General features: G+C 54.3%; 21 protein-coding genes. 13 read left to right on the top strand and 8 right to left on the bottom strand.

Annotation, left to right across the window (positions count from 1 at the left end; genetic code table 11):
• Positions 1–15 precede the first annotated feature (15 nt).
• From ACFCTO_RS06545 to ACFCTO_RS06525, 5 genes are all read right to left on the bottom strand, one after another.
• Positions 16–936, bottom strand: coding sequence for an FAD-dependent oxidoreductase (locus ACFCTO_RS06545; RefSeq protein WP_499876587.1), 921 nt, complete (start codon positions 934–936; stop codon positions 16–18).
• 86 nt (positions 937–1,022) lie between these two features.
• The gene (locus ACFCTO_RS06540) at positions 1,023–2,429 is read right to left on the bottom strand and encodes a vWA domain-containing protein (protein ID WP_492001221.1); all 1,407 of its coding nucleotides are present in this window, start codon (positions 2,427–2,429) and stop codon (positions 1,023–1,025) included.
• A gap of 6 nt (positions 2,430–2,435) precedes the next feature.
• On the bottom strand, positions 2,436–3,512 hold the full coding sequence (locus ACFCTO_RS06535; protein ID WP_292105738.1) for an AAA family ATPase: 1,077 nt from the start codon (positions 3,510–3,512) through the stop codon (positions 2,436–2,438).
• 10 nt (positions 3,513–3,522) lie between these two features.
• A complete protein-coding gene (locus tag ACFCTO_RS06530; RefSeq protein WP_020309604.1) occupies positions 3,523–4,320 on the bottom strand; it encodes a DUF4116 domain-containing protein in 798 nt (265 codons plus the stop codon).
• A 331-nt stretch (positions 4,321–4,651) separates the two neighbouring features.
• Positions 4,652–5,131 (bottom strand): hypothetical protein, encoded by a 480-nt coding sequence (locus ACFCTO_RS06525; RefSeq protein WP_226885733.1) that lies wholly within the window; start codon positions 5,129–5,131, stop codon positions 4,652–4,654.
• Positions 5,132–5,351: 220 nt separating this feature from the next.
• On the opposite strand from ACFCTO_RS06525, the gene ACFCTO_RS06520 reads away from it, so the two are divergent.
• The 8 genes from ACFCTO_RS06520 to ACFCTO_RS06485 all read left to right on the top strand — a co-directional run bounded on the left by ACFCTO_RS06520 (position 5,352) and on the right by ACFCTO_RS06485 (position 13,881).
• On the top strand, positions 5,352–6,221 hold the full coding sequence (locus ACFCTO_RS06520) for a LysR family transcriptional regulator (RefSeq protein ID WP_288641526.1): 870 nt from the start codon (positions 5,352–5,354) through the stop codon (positions 6,219–6,221).
• A gap of 54 nt (positions 6,222–6,275) precedes the next feature.
• Positions 6,276–6,968, top strand: a complete 693-nt coding sequence (locus tag ACFCTO_RS06515) for an iron-sulfur cluster assembly scaffold protein (RefSeq protein ID WP_014015341.1) — start codon at positions 6,276–6,278, stop codon at positions 6,966–6,968.
• 12 nt (positions 6,969–6,980) lie between these two features.
• Positions 6,981–7,991: a GGGtGRT protein gene (locus ACFCTO_RS06510; RefSeq protein ID WP_288641528.1), complete on the top strand. Its 1,011-nt coding sequence runs from the start codon at positions 6,981–6,983 to the stop codon at positions 7,989–7,991.
• Positions 7,992–8,398: 407 nt separating this feature from the next.
• On the top strand, positions 8,399–9,337 hold the full coding sequence (locus tag ACFCTO_RS06505; RefSeq protein ID WP_288641530.1) for a C40 family peptidase: 939 nt from the start codon (positions 8,399–8,401) through the stop codon (positions 9,335–9,337).
• A gap of 129 nt (positions 9,338–9,466) precedes the next feature.
• A complete protein-coding gene (locus ACFCTO_RS06500; RefSeq protein ID WP_292299940.1) occupies positions 9,467–10,816 on the top strand; it encodes an MFS transporter in 1,350 nt (449 codons plus the stop codon).
• A 99-nt stretch (positions 10,817–10,915) separates the two neighbouring features.
• Entirely contained in the window at positions 10,916–11,836 is a 921-nt protein-coding gene (locus ACFCTO_RS06495) for a substrate-binding domain-containing protein (protein WP_288641534.1), read from the top strand.
• Between the two features lies 1 nt (position 11,837).
• Positions 11,838–13,280 (top strand): sensor histidine kinase, encoded by a 1,443-nt coding sequence (locus tag ACFCTO_RS06490; protein ID WP_288641536.1) that lies wholly within the window; start codon positions 11,838–11,840, stop codon positions 13,278–13,280.
• Positions 13,261–13,881 carry a response regulator transcription factor gene (locus ACFCTO_RS06485; protein ID WP_020309612.1) on the top strand — a complete coding sequence of 207 codons (621 nt, stop codon included), beginning with the start codon at positions 13,261–13,263 and terminating at the stop codon, positions 13,879–13,881. The genes ACFCTO_RS06490 and ACFCTO_RS06485 overlap by 20 nt, the downstream gene beginning before the upstream one ends.
• A 172-nt stretch (positions 13,882–14,053) precedes the next feature.
• On the opposite strand, the gene ACFCTO_RS06480 is transcribed toward ACFCTO_RS06485, so the two are convergent.
• Positions 14,054–14,827, bottom strand: a complete 774-nt coding sequence (locus tag ACFCTO_RS06480) for a hypothetical protein (RefSeq protein ID WP_288641539.1) — start codon at positions 14,825–14,827, stop codon at positions 14,054–14,056.
• Between the two features lie 6 nt (positions 14,828–14,833).
• Positions 14,834–15,775 carry a LysR substrate-binding domain-containing protein gene (locus ACFCTO_RS06475; RefSeq protein ID WP_288641541.1) on the bottom strand — a complete coding sequence of 314 codons (942 nt, stop codon included), beginning with the start codon at positions 15,773–15,775 and terminating at the stop codon, positions 14,834–14,836.
• A 230-nt stretch (positions 15,776–16,005) separates the two neighbouring features.
• Here ACFCTO_RS06475 and ACFCTO_RS06470 point away from each other — a divergent pair, with 230 nt between their 5' ends.
• From ACFCTO_RS06470 to ACFCTO_RS06450, 5 genes are all read left to right on the top strand, one after another.
• A complete protein-coding gene (locus ACFCTO_RS06470) occupies positions 16,006–17,181 on the top strand; it encodes a DNA polymerase IV (protein WP_288641544.1) in 1,176 nt (391 codons plus the stop codon).
• Positions 17,182–17,206: 25 nt separating this feature from the next.
• Positions 17,207–17,494: a hypothetical protein gene (locus ACFCTO_RS06465; protein WP_020309616.1), complete on the top strand. Its 288-nt coding sequence runs from the start codon at positions 17,207–17,209 to the stop codon at positions 17,492–17,494.
• A gap of 459 nt (positions 17,495–17,953) precedes the next feature.
• Positions 17,954–19,108 (top strand): N-acetylglucosamine-6-phosphate deacetylase, encoded by a 1,155-nt coding sequence (nagA, locus tag ACFCTO_RS06460; protein WP_288641547.1) that lies wholly within the window; start codon positions 17,954–17,956, stop codon positions 19,106–19,108.
• The gene (locus ACFCTO_RS06455; protein ID WP_499876586.1) at positions 19,095–19,409 is read left to right on the top strand and encodes a hypothetical protein; all 315 of its coding nucleotides are present in this window, start codon (positions 19,095–19,097) and stop codon (positions 19,407–19,409) included. The genes nagA and ACFCTO_RS06455 overlap by 14 nt, the downstream gene beginning before the upstream one ends.
• Complete coding sequence (locus ACFCTO_RS06450; RefSeq protein ID WP_499876585.1) at positions 19,379–20,236, top strand: glycoside hydrolase family 3 N-terminal domain-containing protein; 858 nt, start codon at positions 19,379–19,381, stop codon at positions 20,234–20,236. The genes ACFCTO_RS06455 and ACFCTO_RS06450 overlap by 31 nt, the downstream gene beginning before the upstream one ends.
• Here ACFCTO_RS06450 and ACFCTO_RS06445 read toward each other — a convergent pair.
• Positions 20,230–21,117 carry an ROK family protein gene (locus tag ACFCTO_RS06445; RefSeq protein ID WP_492001242.1) on the bottom strand — a complete coding sequence of 296 codons (888 nt, stop codon included), beginning with the start codon at positions 21,115–21,117 and terminating at the stop codon, positions 20,230–20,232. The two genes, ACFCTO_RS06450 and ACFCTO_RS06445, sit on opposite strands and share 7 nt — an antisense overlap.
• Positions 21,118–21,182: the final 65 nt, after the last annotated feature.

Genomic DNA, 21,182 nt, shown 5'->3' with positions numbered 1-21,182 from the left:
CGGATATCTATGTTATCAGTTTTCTGCTTTGTAGAGTCCTGAGGCTATTTCTTTGGCTACGGCACGGCCTTCGATAAGCGCACTGCCGATGGTTTTCGGTCCCGTCAAGGCGTCGCCGGCGATGTAGACTTTATTTTCGTTGGTATGGTGGTCATCTGTCATTTCCAGGGACGGGTCGAAGACGCTGAGGTCGACTTTCTGGCCGATGGCCATGACGATCAGGTCAGCAGGCATGAAGTATTCCGAGCCTTTGACGGGGACTGGGGAACGGCGGCCTGATTCGTCAGGTTCGCCTAATTCCATTTTGATGATCGTCGCGCCTTTGAAGTGACCCTGGTCATCGCGCTGCATGTCGATGACGTTGCGTAAAAGGTCGAATTTTACGCCTTCTTTGCGGGCGTCGCGGATTTCTGATTTGTTAGCCGTGATTTCCGCTTCGGAACGGCGATAGACGACGGTGACGTCATCGAGGATGCGGATGAGGGAATGGGCGCAGTCCATCGCGACATTGCCGCCGCCCCAGACGATGGCCTTTTTGTGTTTCTTATAGGCGTCGTGATTTTTGCGGATGTTCAGGTCATATAAGAGGCTGAGGCCTGCGAGGACGCCCTTACCCGTTTCGAAGTGAAAGGTATTTTCTACCTGTGCACCTGGAGCGAGCAGGATGGCGTCATAATCGCTGCGCAGTTTTGCAAAAGACTCTTTGTCGATGAAGGTGTTGAAATGGAAAGTGACGTGTTCGTCAGCTTTTAACTGCTGGTAGACTTTATCCAAAAAGACCTTGGACATACGGTATTCCGGGATACCGGTGTAAATCGCGCCGCCCAAGGCTGCTTCTTTATCGAAAATATCAATCTGGCAGCCGGCTTTGGAGAGTTCCTGAGCAGCTGTATAACCGGCCGGGCCGGCACCGATGATGGCGATTCGTTTTTCCATGTGGCAATTCCTTCTTTCTTGAATAATGTCATTCATTACATGTCTTTTTAGGGCAATGGCTGCGGTATAATGGCAGTGGTGCTGCTTCAGGGCATACTGATCCCTTCCTGGTGGTTCATGGAGAAGCCGCCTTTTTCTACGTCGTCGAAGTCGAGGGACGGGTCGTATTCTGGAAGTTTGGTCAAGCGTTTGACCAGGCCGAAGGGCTTTTTCAGGGAGAGTTTATCTCCTTTGCCCGAGAGGACCCAGAGGACTTTGTAGCCTTTGGGCGGCGTCTGGAGTTTTTCTTCGCCTTTGCCGTCGGTGAAGTAGACGACGAGGTCGACACGCTGTGTATTGGCGTAGGCGAAGACCGGGGAATAGGCCGTGCCGCCGCGGATGTCCAGGCGGCCGCGGACGTCGTCCATAGTGCGGATGCGGTAGGTACGGCGGATTTCATCGTCACATTCGGCGACGATGATTTCATGGTTGTAGCAGCGGACCAGGTGCAGGACTTCGCCGATGGCCTGGCGGAATTCGGCATCGGTGATGCTGCCGCTGATGTCCAGGCCGATGAGGATTTTGGCCGTATGGGAGCGCAGGCAGCCCGGCAGGTCCAGCCGTTCTGGCTGGCGGCGGTTGCGGCGCATGGTCGTCTTTTTCCAGGTGCTGGTGACGGAGCCGACGAGCTTCTTCAGGTACCAGTGCCAGGGCAGATCTTCCTGGGCATCTTTCAGGGCTGCAATCATGCTTTCCAGATAATTTGACAGTTCGCCCTTGCATGACGCGTCGATGTATTTTTCTGTGAATTTGCGCAGCGTCTCTTCGTCGATGTCATCGCCTTCGTCCCATAAATCATGGGTCTTGGCCGGGTCGTAGGACACGGCGATGGATTCGTCGGAATCGCTGTCCGATTCGGGCAGGTCCTTCTTGTCGGTCCGCAGGTCCAGGGCGCCTTGAATCTTATCGACGTAGTATTCCAGGCTTTCAAAGGGCTTTAATAGCAGGGCATAGTTCATGTTCACCCATTCCAGGGTCGTCGAGAAGGGCGGCAGGTGGTCGAGGTAGGTGTTGACGACGACGTCCATAGCCAGATTGACGGCCAGCTTGCTGTATTGCTGCCGCAGTTCTTTGGCCCGGATGAGGTGGAGCGATACGACGTGGAGGATTTCGTGCTTGATGGTGCTCTCCATCTGTTCCGGCGACAGGGGTAGGAAGAGCATAGGGTTGAAATAGAGGTGATACCGCGTCCCCTTGAAGTTGGTCCCCGTCGGTGAAGCCATGTCGAAGCGGATTTCCTTGACCATTTGGAAGAGGAAATAGCCGAAGAAATTGTCTTTGTCTTCCATCAAGTGGCCGGTGATGCGGTCCAGGAAGGCGTAGAATTTCTTTTGGAAATCGGCCGGCACGTTCGGGACGCTCCCTGTCCGGCGCTGTTCGGCGAGGACGGCGTCGGCTACGATAGATGCCTGCTGATAGAGTAGATTGGCCGCAATGGGCAGTGACTGTTCCATAAGCTGTTACCGCAGGGAGCGGAAGGCGGCGAAGTAGCTGTCGATGAAGTCGTCGTTATCCAAAGCGCAGGCATAGACTTTGGGGTTGGCGGCTTTCATGTCCTTCATGACGCCGAGGCGCAGGTCGACCGGGTAGAGGGCCAGGAAGGCTACGAAGCGGGATAGGAGCGCCTGGGCCTGGCTGTCGTCGAGGCGGAGTTCATGTTCCAGCTGTTTAAGGATATTCTTGGCAGCCAGATAGAGGCGGGTGTGGCTTTCGCTGGCAATCCGGCTGGACAGGGCCGGGTCCAGGGACGGTCCGCCGAAGACGTCGTCATAAGCGATGAGGGGCTGGGCGTCGGACGTGACGAAATGGACGAATTCCTGGGCGATGAGTTTGCCGACGTTGCCGCGGATGACATTGTAGAAGACGCCCTGCGGGATGGCCGACGGGTCCTGTTTATAAATGTGGTACAGCTTGGAAATGCGTTCGTAACTGCGCGGCGTCGCATTGATATCGTCTTCGTTGGTCTTGTCCAGGTATTCCGGGAAGGTGGAAATGAATTCCATGACTTTTTCTTCGATGCCCGCTGTCGAGGCCCAATCGAGCCACTGCAGGTAATCGGCTTCCATATACAGCCAGACGAAGCGGTTCTGCTGGGCCGCATCCATTTCGACGACTTCGTAGTCGTAGGAATCGGCCGGGTTCATGGCGGCGATGATGTGGACCGACGGTGATAAGACGTAACCGTTGATTTCACGGTTTAGGATGAGGTTCATCAGTTCCTGCTGGACGGCGTGGTCGCAGCGGTTGATTTCGTCGATGAACAAGAGGACCGTCTTGCCCTTGGCGATTTCTTCGTCGATTTTGCGGAGTTTATGGTGAACGGCGTAAATCGTCGTGCCCGCTTCGACCGTAGGCAGGCCGCCGATTTCCCCTTCTTTGAGGAGGTTGCCGTCGATGCCGACGAGGCTCCAGTCGTTCTTGGCAGCCAGTTCCCGGGCCAGGGAGGTCTTGCCGATACCCGTTTCGCCGACGAGCAGTGGGACTTCGCCGGCTTTGAGGACTAATTCTACGCTTTTGAAAGTATCTGTAAAGTTCATGATTTCGCTCCTATTTCAATGTCAATTTTTCATCTACTGTGATGCGGCGGGCCTTCTTGCTGCCGCAATCGTCGACGAGGAGGACTTTATCAGCCGGCGTCAGGTCGACGGCGCTGCAGGTAATGAAGTTGCGGACGTAGTCTTCCGGCACGTCATCCCGGGACAAGACGGCCTTGAAGGTGTTGCGCCAGTCATCGGGCGTCAGGGAAATGCCCTTGGGCATATATTTGCTGACCAGGACGTTGCGGCTGAGGAAGTGGAGGAATTCTTCTTTGCTGATGTCCGGGATGAGGCGGATGGCCTGTTCATTTTCGCTGATGGCCAGTTCTTTCGCTTCTTCTGTCGGTTTTTCGATGTAGCGCAGGGCTTCGTAATTGCCGCGGATGGCAGCCAGCTGGACGGCCGGTGTCGGATGCTGGATGTATTTGATGGCGTCGTAATTCTTTTCTACGGCCCGCAGCTGCAGGTCTTCGTCCGGGTCTTTGACGTATTTGATGGCCCAGCCGGACTGTTCCAGGGCGGCGTCGATGAGTTCCGGTGACGGATTTTTGATATAGCTCAAGTTGTTCCAGCCGGACTGGACGGCTTGCAGGAGCATGTCTTCCGAGGGATGGTCGATGAATTGGATGGCCCGCGCCGTGTTGGCGACGGCGGCTTTCTGGACGGCTTCGGAAGGATGCTTAATGTATTGCAGGGCCAGGCCGTTCATCTGGACAGCCAGGAGCTGCATTTCTTCCGACGGATTTTCGATGCGGTCGATTACATAGGGATTGTTGCGGATCATATTCATATATTTTTCGTTCGTCATGTCAGGTCCCCTTCATTTCATATAATAAAGATTCATTGCCTCTATTATACAATAGCTGCGGGCCGGAGGGAAATATTTTAAGTGGCTGGTGGTTAGCAGCTAGTGGCCAGGGGATGGTTTTAAATTTTTTACCATTTGCTGCAAACTTAAAACTCAAAAAGGGGCTGTCGCACATGCGACAGCCCCTTTTCTGTAAACTATGTTGATAGAGAAACCTCTCAGTCAGCTTCGCTGACAGCTCTCCTATAAGGAGAGCCACTGCGAGCCACTAGCCACGAACCACGAGCCACTAGCCACGAGCCACTAGCCACGAGCCACTAGCCACGAGCCACTAATCCTTCTGCGGCGTGAGGGCGGCGAAGTGATGCAGGGCCGTGTACATGTCGCGGACGTTTTTGAACTGGACCGTGTCGATCTTGACGGCATAGTCTGTTCCATCGGGCCGGTAGACCTTGGTCAGATCGGCTTTCAGGTCGTATGTCCCTTCGCGCTTGTTGGCGTGCAGGGCCGCTTTGTATTCGTTGATCTGGTGGATTTCCTGGCCCATCTGGAAGACCAGGTCGTCGCGGATGCCGGCGTATTTTTCGACGTACAGCGTCAGGCTCATGTTTTCGATGCTGTTGGGATAGTCCATGGTCTGCATGGCCCGGAGGGAATCCATATCGGCATAGACGATGCCGTCCGGGCTGGTGCTGATGACCCGGTAACGGCTGGGATTATTGACCAGGGTCTGGGAATCCATGGCATTGGCTGTCAGGCAGCCCAGGGCCAGGAGCAGGGACGCGCAGAGTGTCGTCATTTTTTTCATCATAATGATTCATCCTTTCTTGTATTTGATGAGTTAATCATTTATTCTTATTATACCATGAGGGCCTCGTCTACTACAAGCGTACGGAAACAGGCCGGCATCGAAATCGATGGGAGCGAAGTCGTCCCATGTGTATACATAAAATGCCCACTTTTTTCTTGATAAAAATTTTGAAATATCATAAAATTATCTTATGGAAAACGCAAAGAAAGGAAAGGGTGCTATGTTAGATTTTCGTATCCATACATTTTTGTGCGTTTGCCGTCACATGAACTATACCCGGGCTGCTGCGGAACTGCACATCACACAGCCTGCCGTTTCTCAGCATATTCGCTATTTAGAACGCGAATACGGGACCAAACTCTTTAGTTACAAGGGGAAACACCTGCAGCTGACCCAGGCTGGTCACATCCTTTGGAATGCCGTGACTGCCATCAGCCATGACGATGCTATCTTGAAAGAGCATCTCCGTGATTTGCAGCATAACCGCTCCTTGTCTTTTGGTGCGACGCCAACGGCTGGCGTGGGGATTCTCGATAAGTTGGCTGACCTGCTCAAGCATAACGACGATATGAATCTCCGCATGGAAATTGCCGATGCTGAAAAACTGCTCCAGTCCCTGGATGATGGTGCCATTGATTTCGCCATCGTCGAAAGCTCCTTTGACCAGGGGCGCTATGAATCGCTCTTATTTTCTAATGAACCGATTGTCGCTGTTTGCGGCACAGGCTATGAAGCGCCGGAGGAAATGACACTGTCTGAACTCATGCGCTATCGGGTCATCGTCCGCGAACGCCATGCCGGCGCCCGCCGGATTTTAGAACATAAGCTGGCAGAACAGGGGTACACACTGGAACATTTCCCGGCCCGCTATGAAGTGGGCAGCTTGTCGGCCGTCAAAGGGCTGGCCTGCCGCGACTGCGGTATTGCATTTTTATATGAAAAATCGGTTCAGAAAGAACTGGCTGACGGGACGCTGCGGCGCATTGTCGTCAAGGATTTTTCCGTCATGCACGCATTTTCATTCTTGTGGCGCAAAGGCAGCATGTATCGCGCTTTATTCACACAGATATACGACCAGTTGAAGGACTGAGTCCTATACGTGCTGCTTTTTATTTCTCATACATTTTGAAAGGGTGAAGAGAACATGTTATATTCAACAGAAGTTAAGAATATGTGTCCCGTCACGAAAGGCGCATATCACGGACCGGCACCGATTCCGGAAGAAGGCGAATGGGTACAGGTAAAGGAAATCAAAGATGTAAGCGGTCTGACCCACGGTGTAGGCTGGTGTGCTCCGCAGCAGGGCGCCTGCAAGCTGACCCTCAACGTCAAAGACGGCATCATCGAAGAAGCCCTCGTTGAAACTATCGGCTGTTCCGGCATGACTCATTCTGCTGCTATGGCTTCGGAAATCCTTCCGGGCAAAACGCTTCTTGAAGCCCTCAACACCGACCTGGTCTGCGATGCTATCAACGTCGCTATGCGCCAGCTCTTCCTCCAGATCGTCTATGGCCGTACCCAGACGGCATTCTCCGAAGGCGGTCTCCCCATCGGCGCCAGCCTGGACGACCTCGGCAAAGGCCTGCGCAGCCAGACCGGCACCATGTTCGGCACGAAAGCCAAAGGCACGCGTTATCTGGAAATGACCGAAGGCTATGTCACCCGCATGGCACTCGATGAAGACAACCAGGTCATCGGCTATGAATTCATCCACCTCGGCAAAATGATGGAAGCCATCAAGAAAGGCGTCGAACCGGCGAAAGCCATGGAAGACGCAAAAGGCCATTATGGCCGCTTTGAAGAAGCAGCTTCGTATATCGATCCGAGACAGCAATAGGAGGGCAAAACCATGGAATTATTTGAAAGCTACGACAGAAGAATTGATAAGATCCTCGGCGTACTGAAAGAATACGGTATCGGCAGCGTTGAAGAATGTCGCGATATCTGTGCAGCTGCCGGCCTGGATCCCTATAAAATCGTCAAAGACGTACAGCCTATCGCATTTGAAAATGCCGGCTGGGCATACACCGTTGGCGCCGCTATCGCCATCAAGACCAATGCACGCACGGCTGTAGCAGCTGCGAAAGCTATCGGCATCGGCCTCCAGTCCTTCTGCATCCCCGGTTCGGTTGCTGAAGACCGCAAAGTCGGCCGCGGCCACGGCAACCTGGCAGCTATGCTCTTGCAGGATGAAACGAAATGCTTCTGCTTCCTCGCAGGCCACGAATCCTTTGCAGCTGCTGAAGGTGCTATCGGCATCGTCCGCAATGCCAACAAGGCTCGTAAAGTGCCTCTCCGCGTCATCCTCAACGGCCTCGGCAAAGACGCTGCTCAGATCATTTCCCGTATCAACGGCTTCACCTATGTTCAGACCCAGTTCGATTACAAAACGGGTGAACTGAACATCGTCCGTGAAATCCCGTATTCCAAGAGCGAACGGGCCAATGTCCGCTGCTTCGGTGCCGACGATGTCCGCGAAGGCGTCGCTATCATGCACCACGAAGGCGTCGACGTCTCCATTACGGGCAACTCGACCAACCCGACCCGCTTCCAGCACCCCGTTGCCGGTACATATAAGAAAGAATGTATCGAAATGGGCAAGAAATACTTCTCCGTTGCATCCGGCGGCGGCACAGGCCGTACACTCCATCCGGACAACATGGCTGCCGGCCCGGCTTCTTACGGCATGACCGATACCATGGGCCGTATGCACAGCGATGCACAGTTCGCTGGCTCTTCGTCCGTACCGGCTCACGTAGAAATGATGGGCTTCCTCGGCATGGGCAACAACCCCATGGTTGGCGCATCCGTAGCTGTAGCCGTAGCCGTAGAAGGCGCTGCCAAAGCTGGCAAATTCTAATAAAATCCGTATGTAAAAAAGGGGCTTGTCGCACGACGACAAGCCCTTTAAAGTTGTTAGTGGCTAGTTGTTAGTTGTTAGCGGATGGGTTTAAATTTAAAGGTTTTCTCTGCAAACTACAAACTCTGTGCTACAAACTATAAAGTAAACGGGCCGCGCATGATGGTAGAAGACTTCGTGTGACAGCCCCCCCTTTTTTTTGCAGTCAGCGGCTAGCTGTTAGCCGTCAGCAGATGGCTTTAAATTTAAAGGTTTTCGCTACAAACTCCGTACTACAAGCTATAAGGTGAAAGGAATCTCGCATGATGGCATAAGCCTTCGTTCGACAATGGCCCCATACTATAAATGTGGCGAAAAAAATGGTATAATTAACTATCTATGTTACAAATTTGGGAAAGGGGTATTCCATGGATACGACAAAGAAGATAGCCGTTATGCTGGGGGTGTGTTTCATGACATCCCTGTCGGTGGCTGGTGCGACGTTCCATCCCGGTGACAAGGGACATCAGATTACTGAAATCCAGCAGGCTTTGACGGCGCATGGTTATGATACGGATGCGGATGGCGATTATGGCGATTCGACCCAGGCCGCAGTCCGTCAGTTCCAGGCAGACCACGGACTGGATTGTGATGGCATCATTGGCGCCGCTACGTATGAAGCCCTCATGGGGGAAGCCATGCCGGAAAACAGGACTTCGCAGGGAGGGGCGGCTTCGGACGCTTTGCCGGCTGTTACGGCAGAAAATGAAGTCCGCGTGATCCAGCAGGCACTGGCCAATAATGGCTATACCGTCGATGTCGATGGCGTTTTTGGCGTCGGGACGGAACAGGCCATCCGCCAGTTCCAGGCCGACCACGGGCTGGAAACGGACGGTATCGTCGGCCAGTCGACTTTTTATGCCCTTACCGGGCAGGGCCTGCCCAATGGCCCTATCCGCCGTTTCGGCAACGGCGGATATAATGGCCTGGCCCGCGTCGAAAGTCCGGCGGCTACGCATATCCTCGACATTGCCAACCAGTATATCGGCGTTCCCTATATCTTTGGCGGTTCGACGCCGTCCGGCTTCGACTGCTCTGGCTTCACGCGCTACGTCTATTCGGCAGCCGGCATCGACTTGCCGCGCAGTGCCGACGAACAGTATGGCGTAGGCTATTCCGTTTCCATGGCTAACCTGCAGCCTGGCGACCTGGTCTTCTTCTCGACATATGATTCGGGCATTTCCCACGTCGGCATCTATATCGGCAATCACCAGTTCATCAATGCCGCCAGCGATGGCGTCAGCATTTCCGATATGGACAGCAGTTATTGGGCTGCCCGCTACATCGGAGCCAAACGCGTCATGTAATGTCAGAAAAACTCCTACAGAAAAATCAGAATTTTTCGGCTACCGTCAGCAAAATCCGTTCCTTATAATAGAAACCGTAAATTGCGGAATTATGATTACGGATTTTTGCAACGGAAGGAGTTTTTCACTATGTTCAACCTGATTTGGAATTTTTTCAAGACCGCTCCGGATGCTCCGCAGATGACGGATGCCGCGGCGATTAAGAAGAAATTCAATGCCATGCGCTGGCGCGTCTTTGCGTCCATTACCATCGGCTATGCCTTTTACTACATCATCCGCCAGAGTTACTCGGTCATCAAGAAGCCGCTCCTGGCTTCGGGTATCGTCACGCCGACGGAAATCGGTATCATCGGTTCTATTTTCTTTGTGACCTACGGTCTTGGGAAGTTCACCAACAGCTTCCTGGCAGACCGGATGAACAATAAGCGGTTTTTCTCATTCGGCCTGTTCATTTCCTCGCTTACCATGGTCGGCATGGGGCTGGTCAATTCCTTTGTCCCCCTGGCCGTCTTGTGGGGCCTTAATGGCTGGTTCCAGTCGTATGGTGCCGGGCCGTCTATCGTTTCCCTTAACCAGTGGTTCAGCAATAAACAACGCGGGACCTTATATGGCATCTGGTTCACGAGCCACAATCTCGGCTCTTCTTTCGCTTACTTTGCCATTGCTGCCATCGTCTCCATGTATAACTGGTCTATGGGATTCATTTCGGCCGGCATCATTTCCCTGGTCGGTACGGTCTTCATCTACTTTGGCATGAGTGACCGCCCGGAAACGCAGGGCCTGCCGAATGGGGCTGTCTACTATGGGGAAAAGACACAGGAACAGATCGACGAAGAAAAGAAAAAATCCGTCGGTGCCATGCAGTGGAATGCTGTCGTCAAGAATCCGGCCGTCTGGATCCTCGGCTTGTCCTCGCTCTGCGTCTACATTGCCCGCTATGCCATCGAAAGCTGGGGCGTCGTCTATCTGACCTCGCAGAAAGGCTATGACATCATGGGTGCTGCCGGCGTCATGGCTTACATGCAGGTAGCCGGTATCTTCGGGGCTCTGTTGTGCGGCGTCATTTCTGACAAATTCTTTAACCACAAGCGCAACATGCCGGCCTTGCTGTACGGGATTTTCTACTCCCTGTCGATTGCCGGTTTCCTCTGGGCACCGCAGTCGTTCACCATGGATATGCTGTGCATGACCTTCTACGGCTTCACGATGGGCGCCCTGGTCTGCTACATGGGCGGCCTCATGGCTGTCGATATCGTACCGAAGCGCGTCACCGGGGCAGCCATGGGCATGATCGGCCTGCTCAGTTATGCCGGCGCCGCTATCCAGGAATTCATCACTGGGAAGCTCATGACGATTACCGTCGTCAACGGCGTCAAGACCTATGATTTCGGCATGGCTACGGAATTCTGGGTCGGTGCCGCCGTCGCTTCGACCGTATTGGCCCTCCTCGTATGGAACGCCAAACCGAAAGAAGATTGATTCGTTAACTTGAAAGAGGTTGTCTTAATGTGACAACCTCTTTTTGCGCATCTCCATCCTGTATGATATAGTAAACGTAATGATTTATGGAGGTAACAGATGAAACGGGTCCTTTCACTGATCGTGCTGGTCATGCTTTCTTTGTTCTGCGCAGCCTGTGCCCGTCCGCAGGGCTATATCGACTTCACCCAGCCGCAGGATACGCATCCGGCTGCAGAGGAACCGGATACGAAGCCGCTGCGCATCGCCTTTGCGTCGGTCATGTCGCCGAAGGAAACGCGGCAGGTATACCAGCAGATCGTCAATTATATTTCGCAGCAGGAAAACCGGCCGGCCATCCTCATCCAGCGCCGGACCTATGAAGAACTGAATACGCTGCTGACCAATGGCGATGCCGACGTGGCCTTTTCTTCGACTGGGGCCTATGCGGCTTATCAAGGTCATGAGCCCATTGAGCTGCTGGCCATGACCGAGACGAATGGCTCGTCGTATTATCAGACGTACATCATTACGGCCGCAGACAGCGACATCACCGATACACACCAGCTCCAGGGGCGGGTCTTTGCCTTTACGGACCCCTTGAGCTATTCTGGCTGCCTGGCCATTACTTTCCGCCTGGCCCAGCAGGGGACGACGCCGGAGCAGTTCTTTAAGCGCTTCTTCTTCACTCACGGCCATGACAAGTCCATCTGGGCCGTGGCCAATCACTTGGCCGACGCGGCTGGCGTGGACAGCCAGATTTATGAGCTCATAGAGCAGACGAATCCCCAGCTGGCCCGGCAGGTGCGGGTGCTGGCAAAGATGCCGGAAGCGCCGACAGGGCCTATCGTCGTGCGCAGCAGCTTGGACCCGGAAGAAAAGGCGTCCTTGCGGCGGATATTCTATACGATGCACGAAAACCCCGATTTATCGCGGTCCATGAAGACTATTGTCATCGACCGCTTCGTAGCTCCCGATACGGCGGCTTATGAGCAGTTCAAGCGGCAGTATGCGGAACAGAGACGATTGGCAGGGACTTGATATGAGAAACTATACACTCTATGTAAAATTTAACGCCCTCATCGTCGGCACGATCTTTGTCTGCGGCCTGCTGGCTGCTTCCCTGTTCCTTTACTCGACGAGCACCTATATGAATCACGAACTCGATACATCCGGGCGGGAGCTGGCAGCCTCAATCAGTCAGGTCATCAGTAACGATATCCTCGTCGATGACCGCTTTGCCATGACGGAACAGCTGCTCCATGCTCAGCAGACGAATGACCAGGTGCGGTATATCCTGGTGACTTATCCCGATGGCCGTATCCTGGCCAGCACGTTTACGGACGGCCTGCCAAAGGGCTTGCCGGAACGGCGCGACGTGCAGCACGACGGAGCCGATAAGACTGTGACCTTCGACAGTACGGAAGGATATATACGGGAAGTCATCTATCCCATTGATGGCGGCCTGGTCGGCTATTTCCGCATCGGCTTGTCGGAACGGCCGATGATGCAGCTCATGTGGAAGCGCTTCGTCCAGACCATGCTGGTCATCCTGGCCATCTGTCTGGCAGCTTCCGTACTGGCTACGCGCTATGCCCGGGCTTTTTTGCGGCCTGTCCAGACCCTGGCCCAGGCTATCCGCCAGATCGGCCGCGGGAATTATAGTGTCCGCGTGCCCGTCGAGACGAAAGATGAAGTCGGGCGCCTGGCGAAAGCCTTCAATGTCATGAGCAACCGCCTGGCTGTAAAAGACCGGGAGAACTCGAAATTGCTGACCGCCCTGCGGGAAAAGGAGAAGACCCGTATCTGGCTCATCGACCAGCTCTTTTCTGCCCGTGAAGACGAACGGCGCCGCATTTCGCGGGAACTTCACGATGAGACGAGCCAGTCCATGGTATCGATGCTGGCCTATTTGCGGCTCATCATGGACCAGACAGAAGAGCCGAAGGTCCGGGAACTCGTCGCCGGTGTCCGCGATTTGACCCGCGAGACTTTGGAAGGCCTGCGCCATCTCGCCGTCAATCTCCATCCGCCCCTGCTGGATGACCTGGGCCTGGTCGTAGCCATTGAAAAGTACCTGGACACGTATCGCCAGACACAGCCGGGGCTGACCGTGACCTTCCATCATGACGGCGACATATCGCGCGTGTCCCGGCCGGTGGCCTTGTTTTGCTATCGCATGGTCCAGGAGGGGCTGACCAACATTGCCCGTCACGCCCAGGCCCATACCGTGACCATCGGGCTCCACGTCCTGCCGTCGAAGCTCACCTTGTCTGTCCGCGACGATGGCATCGGCTTCAGTGCGGACCGGGCCGAACGGGCCCGCCTGGATAACCATTTAGGACTGGTCAGTATGCGCGAGCGGACAGATGTATTGAACGGGACCTTTGCCATCGACAGCCATCCTGGCAAAGGGACGACGCTGACCATTTCCCTGCCGTTGTATTTGAGTGAGGAGGAAGAACATGAACATTCTCTTGGCTGATGACCACCGCATCTTGCGGACGGGGTTGAAACTATTGCTGGCCTCTCAGGACGACTGCCATGTCGTCGCCGAAGCCTCGAACGGACAGGAAGTCCTGGAGCGGCTGGAAGACACGCCTGTCGACGTCGTCCTGCTGGACCTTTCCATGCCGGTCATGAATGGCATCGACTGTCTGCGGGAAATCCGGCGCCGCCATTATGATGTCAAAGTCCTGGTCCTGACCATGTACAGCGAGCAGCAGTACGTCACGGAACTCATGCAGCTCGGTGCAGACGGCTATCTCTGCAAGGATACGCTCGATGCGGAACTCTTCAAAGGGCTGCGCTCTGTCGTTTCCGGACACCGCTACCTGAGTGAACGCGAAGCCCGGAGCCTCCTCGATGGCGTCCTCGACGGTGCCGGCCAGCATCCGGCCCTGTCGGCGCGGGAACAAGAAGTCCTCGTGGCCCTGGTCCATGGCCATTCCCTGTCGGCCATTGGCGACACACTGCACCTCTCGGTCAAGACCGTGTCGACTTATAAGACGAGACTCATGCAGAAATTGAACTGCAAGACCAAAGCCGAACTCGTAGACTACGCCTTGAAACACCATTTAATGTAAATCGGAAAGTCGTACGGAGAATTTGGCCGGTATACATGATTTCTTTGGATTTATAGTTTGTAGTACAGAGTTTGTAGTTTGTAGCAGATGACTTTAAAATTTTTAGCCGTCCACTACAAACTGAAAACTGCAAACTTAAAAAGGCGCTGTCTTTATGTGACAGCGCCTTTTTCTAAAACGTTTTTTCAATACTTGCGATATCTTCGTCGCTGACGGTCAGGTCCGGTCCTTGGCGCAGAGCTTCGATGGCCTGGGTATCGACGACCCAGAGGGCCGGTGCCAGTTCGGCGGCGTGGTCTTTCATCCACGTTGCGATGGCCCGGGCGCCCTGGCTATAGGGCAGGGCGGCTTTGACGTAGCGGAAGTGGGAGCGGGGAACGGCTTTCATCGGCTGTTTCCATACTTCTTCGATTTCCAGGGTATAGTCACATTCGTGATAGCCGTTAGATACGGCTTCGCGGCCGATGTCTTCCGTGTTCTTCTGGCCCATGTCGAGGAGCAGGTAGTCGTAGAGCAGGACTTGTTCCCATTTTGCCTTAAAGATATCCCGTTCAGGGAGAATCTGGCACGGGTCTTCGCTGTACAGGCGCAGCAGGTCCAGGACGAAGCGGAAGCGGTGGCGCTTGAAGGTGAAGTTCACGGCGTCGACATAGATTTCCCGCATGCGGATATACTGTTTCGTCTGTTCGCGGAAATCGCTGTCAAAATAGCTGATCGGCGTCTCGTGGCGGATATACTCGAACAGTTTCTCTTCCAGGACCATCCCCTTTTTGAGGGCTGCCCGGCGGTCGGCCGGGGCTGCCAGGGGATTGCGGAAGGTACGGTTCAGCCGGTCCAGATAGTTCAGGCAGGCCGTTTCCAGGGCCAGGGCGCTGAAGGGGCCGTTATCATGCTGATGTGAAAAAATTTCGTCTTTTTCTGCTGCCGATAGCAATGATGTGGACATCGTGATCTACTCCTCTGAAAGGTAAGGATGTTCGGCTGCGGCACTCTGGATGGCCGCGTTGGCATCCTTGAAATAATCTTTAAACGACTGTACCCATGTCCGGGATGGGTGCGATAAATAGCCCTTGCTTTTCCAGATCAGGGCCAGGGTCCAATAGAGATGGGGCTGGACGAGGGGGACGGAGACGGCAAGGTCCGGTGAAATCCGCTGACAGATCGTGTGCGGCATCAGGGAAATCCCCAGGCGGCCGGCAACCATCTGGGCCAGGAAGTCCCAGTTGCTGGAACGGCAGACGATCTTCGGATGGGCCATGATTTCCTGGAAAGCCGAACGCAGGTAGGGATTCAGGGAGAATCCGCTTGGGTAGAAGACGAACGTTTCGTCTTTGATATCCGACAAGGTCAGCGATGGCTGGGAGGCCAGGGGGTGATCCGGCCAGAGAACGACGTCGAGAGGTTCTTCGTGGAAGATGAAAAATTCATAAGGAATTTCTGTCGTAATCGGCAGGGCGACGAACCCGACCTGGATGAGGCCGTCATCAATGGCGGATACGACGTCTTGGGAACCGACTTCCTTCATTTCCAGTTCGATTTTGGGATATTTGTTGATGAAATGGGCGATGAACGGCGCGATGACGGAAGAGCCGATCATAGGCGGTACGCCGACGGACAATTTACCGGCATTGAGCAGCTGTGGCGACTCCATTTCTTCATTTAGCTGGGTGAATCCCTTGATGAGTTCTTCGATTTTAGGGAGCAAATAGGAACCCGTTTCCGTAAGCTCTACATTTTTCCCCTTGCGGTCGAAGAGCTGGACACCCCAGTGTTCTTCCAGGGCTTTGATCCCCTTGCTGATCGACGGCTGGCTGATGTGCAGCGATTTTGAAGCTTTGGTAAAGCTTTTTTTGTGAGCGACTTCGATGAAGTATGTCAGTTGGAATAAATCCATGATATAATGTTTCACCTCTCTTTAGTATTCTTATAGTTTACCATATTACGGAATGAAAATCCAATGATGTATACTTCTTTATAAATGGCGGTACTAAGCCATTTTAAAGCAATCTGTGTTTCTGTAGGCTGTCTAATTGTTAACGATAATTTGTACGAATTAATGCGCCCCTCTATATTTAGGGCGGCCAATCGTTGTATAATATAAAATAGAATGGAGGAGGGATGGTTATGGCACGGCGATGGATCATGCATGTCGATATGGATGCGTTTTATGCTTCTGTAGAACAACGGGATAATCCGGCCCTGAAGGGCCTGCCGGTCATCGTTGGCGGCCTGATGGAGCGGGGCGTCGTCGCAACGGCGTCTTATGAAGCCAGGGCTTATGGCGTCCATTCAGCCATGAGCATGAAACTGGCCCGCAGGCTCTGTCCGAATGGCGTCTTCCTGCCTGTGCGCATGTCCCATTACCGGCGCATTTCCCATCAGATACGCCTGATCCTGTCCCATTACTCGCCCTTCATCGAACCGCTGGCCCTGGATGAGGCCTTCCTCGACGTCTCCGGCATGGAGCGCCATTATCCGGATATCGTCGACATGGGCAAAGCCGTAAAGGAAGAAATACGGCGGACGACGGGCCTCGTCGCATCGGCTGGGATAGCACCGAATAAGTTCCTGGCCAAACTGGCATCGGACCTTCGCAAACCGGATGGCCTGGTCTGGATTCCCTATGGGACTGAGCGGCAGATATTGGCACCCTTGCCGCTGAGCCGTCTGTGGGGCGTCGGTAAGGTGACCGAAGAGGCCCTGCAAAAAGCGGGCTATCATACTATCGGCGACATCGCCGCGGCCAGTCCCGAAACGCTCCAGCCCATCGTAGGCAATCAGGCCCAGCGGATTTACCGCTTGTCCCTGGGCCAGGATAACCGGCCGCTGGAAGTACGGCGGCGGCCCCAGTCTGTCGGCAATGAGCATACGTACAGCCATGACCTGACGCGCGACGCCGAAGTGGATGAACAGTTCCGCCTCCTGGCCAACGAAGTGTCGTGGCGGCTGCGGCAGAACCGGCTCATGGGACGGACCATCACCATCAAGATACGCTATGCCTCTTTCAAGACCATTACCCGCTCTTTGACGCTGCACAGCATAGGGACCTGTTCGGAAGAACAGTTATATTTTTCGGCAAAAAAATTGTATAATAAGAGCAGAGGTCATGAGCCCATCCGCCTCCTGGGCCTGACGGTCAGCCAGCTCCAGGCCTATCAGGTGCAGGGCGACTTGTTCTCGGAAGATGAAGAGACGAAGGCGAAAGTGACGGAAGCCATCGACAAGCTGCAGAAACGCTTTGGCCGCACGGCCATCATGAAAGGATTTCTTTGGGAAATGTCCCATGAAAAAGATACATAAGAACGATAAAGAAGGAGTTTTTGTTATGGCAATTTTTAAAGTAGCTGCCCACACGGGTGATAACAATAACGGGTACATCGAATACGATACAGAGACGAAAGAACTCGGCGTCCACTTGAACGACGACGTCATGAATGAACGGGCCCGCCAGTATTTGACGACAGAAAAAGTCTTGCACCAGTATACGGATTTAGCGCAATATAAGACCATCAGCACCGTCCCGACATCGAGCCTGGAAATGCTGAAACTGGCCTTGTGCTATATCTGGCGGGCTACGGGCATTCACATTGATTGGAGCCGCCCTGTCGATTAAGGGATAAGCCTCCACCATAATCTATAAACAATTTATCCACATTTCCTGTGCACAAGGGTGACAGAAATGTGGATATTTTTTTGTGAAGCGCACGGTTATGCTGATTTTTTCAGGTGCATACTTTTTGGGGATTCGCAGGGAAAATGTGGATAACTTTCGTGGATAAATGTGTACCTCCGGTGAAAACGGCCTGAAAACGGGATGATTACGCGATTTTTGACGGGCGAACAAATGGCGCAGATAATGTGCATAATTCTTGAAAAAATGTGGATAAATGCTCTCGGCAAGTTATGCACAATATGTGGATATATTGTGGAAAGGTATGCACAGGTGAACAAAGCATAAAATAGCCATTCTGACAGTGTGTGCACAACTTATCCACTTCATTTATCCACAATTTCCACAGCCTTGCCGTTTGTGGTATACTGGAGGCAATGAACACATTAGGAGGAAATCAACATGAAAGCTATCATCGACGGACTCATTGTCCTGCCGAACGAAATCATTAACGGTCACGTCATTATGTATGAAAAGGATATCTGGCGCATCGTACCGCGCAAGCAGTTCCGGGCCGGCATGTGCTCGGAATTCATCGATGCCAATGGCGGCTTCGTCGTACCGGGATTCATCAATGAACACATCCACGGCTGTGCCGGTGCCGACACTATGGATGACGATAACCAGGCCCTGAAGACCATGCAGCAGGCCCTGCCGGCGACGGGCGTTACGTCCTTCGTACCGACGACGATGACTATGGAACAGGGACGCATCGAGAAAGCCCTCAGCCGGATCCGCCAGGCCCGGGATGACTATCAGGGCGGCGCCCAGGTATTGGGCGCTCATATGGAAGGGCCTTTCATCAGCCCGGCCTACAAAGGCTCCCAGGCGGAAGAAAATATCCAGACTGCCGATTTTTCCTGGCTCGAACCATATGCCGACGTCATCAAGATCATCACCCTGGCACCGGAAACATTGAAGAACAAGAAATTCCTGAAGGACTGCCAGGACCACGGTATTATCGTGTCCATCGGTCACACGGCGGCCGATTTCGACCAGGCCATGGACTGCATGGACGCCCTCGGCAGCTGCCATGTTACGCATTTATATAATGCTATGACGCCGTTCCACCATCGCAGACCCGGTGTCGTCGGCGCAGCCCTGCTCCATAAGGGCGCCTGCTGTGAATTGATCTGCGACGATTTGCACGTCCATCCGGCAGCGCAGAAACTGGCCTATCAGATGAAGGGCCGCGACGGCCTCATCCTGGTCACCGACTCGTTGCGGGCCTGCCTGCAGGGCGATGGCGAATCCAGCTTGGGTGGCCAGCAAGTCTTCGTCAAGAATGGTGAAGCCCGCTTGGCTGACGGGACCCTGGCTGCCAGTATTGTCCCCATGAACGAAGTGGTCCTCCATTTCCTCATTAATTCCGGCGCCTCCATTCCCGATGTCGTCGCCATGGCTACGGTCAACCCGGCCAAAGCCCTCGGTGTCTACGACCGCATCGGTTCCCTGGAAGAAGGGAAGCAGGCGGACATTACCATCCTGGACAGCAACGATTTCCATGTAAAACAGACGGTCATCGCCGGGGAGCTGGCATATAATGAAGAAGCCTAATACGAAGAGCGGCATTTTCCTGGCCCTGGCTATCCTGGTGCTGGCAGCCATCGGCGCCTGGTTCTTCTGGGACCGTTCGCCGTCGCCAGCGGGCCCGGCAGGGCCCTCTAAAGGCGCTGTTCAGGAAGATGAAGCATCGCAGCTCGTCGCCAAGATGTCACCGGAAGTAAAGATCGGCCAGCTCATGATGATCGGCCTGGCCGGGACGACCAGGGCCAGCGCCAGCTGGAATACTGCCATGCCGGGAATGTTATCTTATTCGACCGCAATATGGATACACCCGAACAGGTCCAGCATTTGACAAAAAAAATAGACACGACGATCCGCAAGAAGAGCGGCGTCATGCCTTTCATTGCCCTCGATCAGGAAGGAGGCCAGGTCTTGCGCATGCGCAAGGCCTTCCCGCCCGTACCGTCTGAACAGTCCATCGGCCAGAGCGGCCAGCCGGCCCAGGCGAAACAGTGGGCCGTCACGACAGGCGATGCCCTGAAAAAGCTGGGCATCAACGTCAACTTTGCGCCTGTCGTCGACCTCGGTTCTCAGGCTGAACGGTCGTACAGCCTCGACCCTGGCGTCGTGACCCAATTCGCCCATGAAGCCATTGCCGGCTACGAACAGACGGGAATCTGGTGTTCCCTCAAGCATTTCCCGGGCATCGGCAAAGTCAAGACGGATCCCCATATCGACGGCGACAGCGTCAACAGTTCCAAGGATGACTTGATGAAGCAGGATTTGAAGCCTTTTGAAAACCTCATCAAGAGCGAAGACAATCAGAAAATGTTCATCATGGTTTCGAACGTCACCTTCCCGGCGCTGGACCCCAATCTTCCGGCCTGTGTCTCCAAGCCGATCATGACCGATTTATTGCGCAACACTTTCGGCTACCAGGGACTCATCGTTTCCGACGATATGGAAATGGGCGCCATGGCCAAGCACTATGCCTTTGCCGACATGAGCGTCATGGCCATCAAGGCCGGTGCCGATATGGTCCTGGTCTGCCATGAATATGCCCACGAACGGGAAACATATGACGGTCTCTTGAAGGAATATAAGAGCAACGCGGAATTCCGGGCCTTAGTCGATGAAAAAGTAACCCGCATCGTCCGCACGAAACTGAATCATCAATAGCTGCCGTTTCGATGCAGCAATAGATACAACGCGCCCAGCATACCGGCGTCGTTCTGCCGTTTGGCGAAGGCCAGTCCCTTAGGCGGCAGCATCATGGCTGGCAATCGCGCCGCCAGGGCTGTTTCCAGCTTCGGCCTCAGGATATCCTCTTGGGCCATGATGCCGCCGCCGAGGACGATGCCATCGGGATTGCACAGGCAGGCGATATTGGCCAGGCCATCGGCCAGATTCTGGCAGAATGTATCGAGGACCGCTGCTGCCGTGGCATCTCCCTGACGGACCCAGGCAAAGCAAGTACGGCCGTCGACCTTTTCCGGGTCGGCGGCTTTTTTGCATGCCATTTCCCGGCAGAGGTATGTTGCCGAAGCGACGTCGTGGAGGCGGCCGGCAGGGACGCGCATATAGGCGATTTCCCCGGCAGACCGGCAGGCTCCGTGGAGGATATGGCCCTTTTCGATGAAGGCCCCGCCGATACTGGTGCCGACGGTCACGGCGAAGAGGGAGTCCATGTCCCGGCCGGCGCCGAGCCACCATTCTCCCAGGGCGGCGCAGTTCGTGTCGTTTTCGACGATACAGGGGAGCTGGAATTCATTTTCCAAGAGCGATTTCCAGGCCGTCCCCGTATAGTCCGGGATGGACAGGGCGTAGTCGACGGCCCCTCTTTCCGTGTCGATGATGCCGGCTGTCGAGATGCCGATGCCCGCTAAGGGATGGTCGGCCAGCTGGCGCTGGATGAGCGAGCGGACTTTGTGGACAATGCCCGGACCGCCGCCCGTCGCCGCTTCTGTTGGCAGGCTGCCTTTCTTATGGAACCGGCCCGTTTCGTCGATGAGGCCGAATTTGATGGCTGTACCACCGATATCGATGCAGCTGTAAATCATGAGTATACACTCCTTCCTGAGATTATACATAAATTATACATAGATTTGACCTTTTCTATGTATAG

The organism is Megasphaera indica, from assembly GCF_046614755.1.
In the GTDB taxonomy this organism is placed as follows: Bacteria; Bacillota; Negativicutes; order Veillonellales; family Megasphaeraceae; genus Megasphaera; species Megasphaera intestinihominis.
Note: the sequence above shows the minus strand (reverse complement) of the source record. Positions and strands in the feature narration are given on the sequence as shown.

What these genes read in the sequence shown, in the direction of transcription:
- ACFCTO_RS06525 (WP_226885733.1), bottom strand. Translation starts at nt 5,131, where the DNA reads ATGATGAAAAAAATGACGACACTCTGCGCGTCCCTGCTCCTGGCCCTG.
- ACFCTO_RS06480 (WP_288641539.1), bottom strand. Translation starts at nt 14,827, where the DNA reads ATGTCCACATCATTGCTATCGGCAGCAGAAAAAGACGAAATTTTTTCA.
- ACFCTO_RS06445 (WP_492001242.1), bottom strand. Translation starts at nt 21,117, where the DNA reads ATGATTTACAGCTGCATCGATATCGGTGGTACAGCCATCAAATTCGGC.
- ACFCTO_RS06455 (WP_499876586.1), top strand. Translation starts at nt 19,095, where the DNA reads ATGAAGAAGCCTAATACGAAGAGCGGCATTTTCCTGGCCCTGGCTATC.
- nagA (WP_288641547.1), top strand. Translation starts at nt 17,954, where the DNA reads ATGAAAGCTATCATCGACGGACTCATTGTCCTGCCGAACGAAATCATT.
- ACFCTO_RS06465 (WP_020309616.1), top strand. Translation starts at nt 17,207, where the DNA reads ATGGCAATTTTTAAAGTAGCTGCCCACACGGGTGATAACAATAACGGG.
- ACFCTO_RS06540 (WP_492001221.1), bottom strand. Translation starts at nt 2,429, where the DNA reads ATGGAACAGTCACTGCCCATTGCGGCCAATCTACTCTATCAGCAGGCA.
- ACFCTO_RS06515 (WP_014015341.1), top strand. Translation starts at nt 6,276, where the DNA reads ATGTTATATTCAACAGAAGTTAAGAATATGTGTCCCGTCACGAAAGGC.
- ACFCTO_RS06505 (WP_288641530.1), top strand. Translation starts at nt 8,399, where the DNA reads ATGGATACGACAAAGAAGATAGCCGTTATGCTGGGGGTGTGTTTCATG.
- ACFCTO_RS06535 (WP_292105738.1), bottom strand. Translation starts at nt 3,512, where the DNA reads ATGAACTTTACAGATACTTTCAAAAGCGTAGAATTAGTCCTCAAAGCC.
- ACFCTO_RS06470 (WP_288641544.1), top strand. Translation starts at nt 16,006, where the DNA reads ATGGCACGGCGATGGATCATGCATGTCGATATGGATGCGTTTTATGCT.
- ACFCTO_RS06530 (WP_020309604.1), bottom strand. Translation starts at nt 4,320, where the DNA reads ATGACGAACGAAAAATATATGAATATGATCCGCAACAATCCCTATGTA.
- ACFCTO_RS06495 (WP_288641534.1), top strand. Translation starts at nt 10,916, where the DNA reads ATGAAACGGGTCCTTTCACTGATCGTGCTGGTCATGCTTTCTTTGTTC.
- ACFCTO_RS06485 (WP_020309612.1), top strand. Translation starts at nt 13,261, where the DNA reads ATGAACATTCTCTTGGCTGATGACCACCGCATCTTGCGGACGGGGTTG.
- ACFCTO_RS06545 (WP_499876587.1), bottom strand. Translation starts at nt 936, where the DNA reads ATGGAAAAACGAATCGCCATCATCGGTGCCGGCCCGGCCGGTTATACA.
- ACFCTO_RS06475 (WP_288641541.1), bottom strand. Translation starts at nt 15,775, where the DNA reads ATGGATTTATTCCAACTGACATACTTCATCGAAGTCGCTCACAAAAAA.
- ACFCTO_RS06500 (WP_292299940.1), top strand. Translation starts at nt 9,467, where the DNA reads ATGTTCAACCTGATTTGGAATTTTTTCAAGACCGCTCCGGATGCTCCG.
- ACFCTO_RS06510 (WP_288641528.1), top strand. Translation starts at nt 6,981, where the DNA reads ATGGAATTATTTGAAAGCTACGACAGAAGAATTGATAAGATCCTCGGC.
- ACFCTO_RS06520 (WP_288641526.1), top strand. Translation starts at nt 5,352, where the DNA reads ATGTTAGATTTTCGTATCCATACATTTTTGTGCGTTTGCCGTCACATG.
- ACFCTO_RS06490 (WP_288641536.1), top strand. Translation starts at nt 11,838, where the DNA reads ATGAGAAACTATACACTCTATGTAAAATTTAACGCCCTCATCGTCGGC.
- ACFCTO_RS06450 (WP_499876585.1), top strand. Translation starts at nt 19,379, where the DNA reads ATGGATACACCCGAACAGGTCCAGCATTTGACAAAAAAAATAGACACG.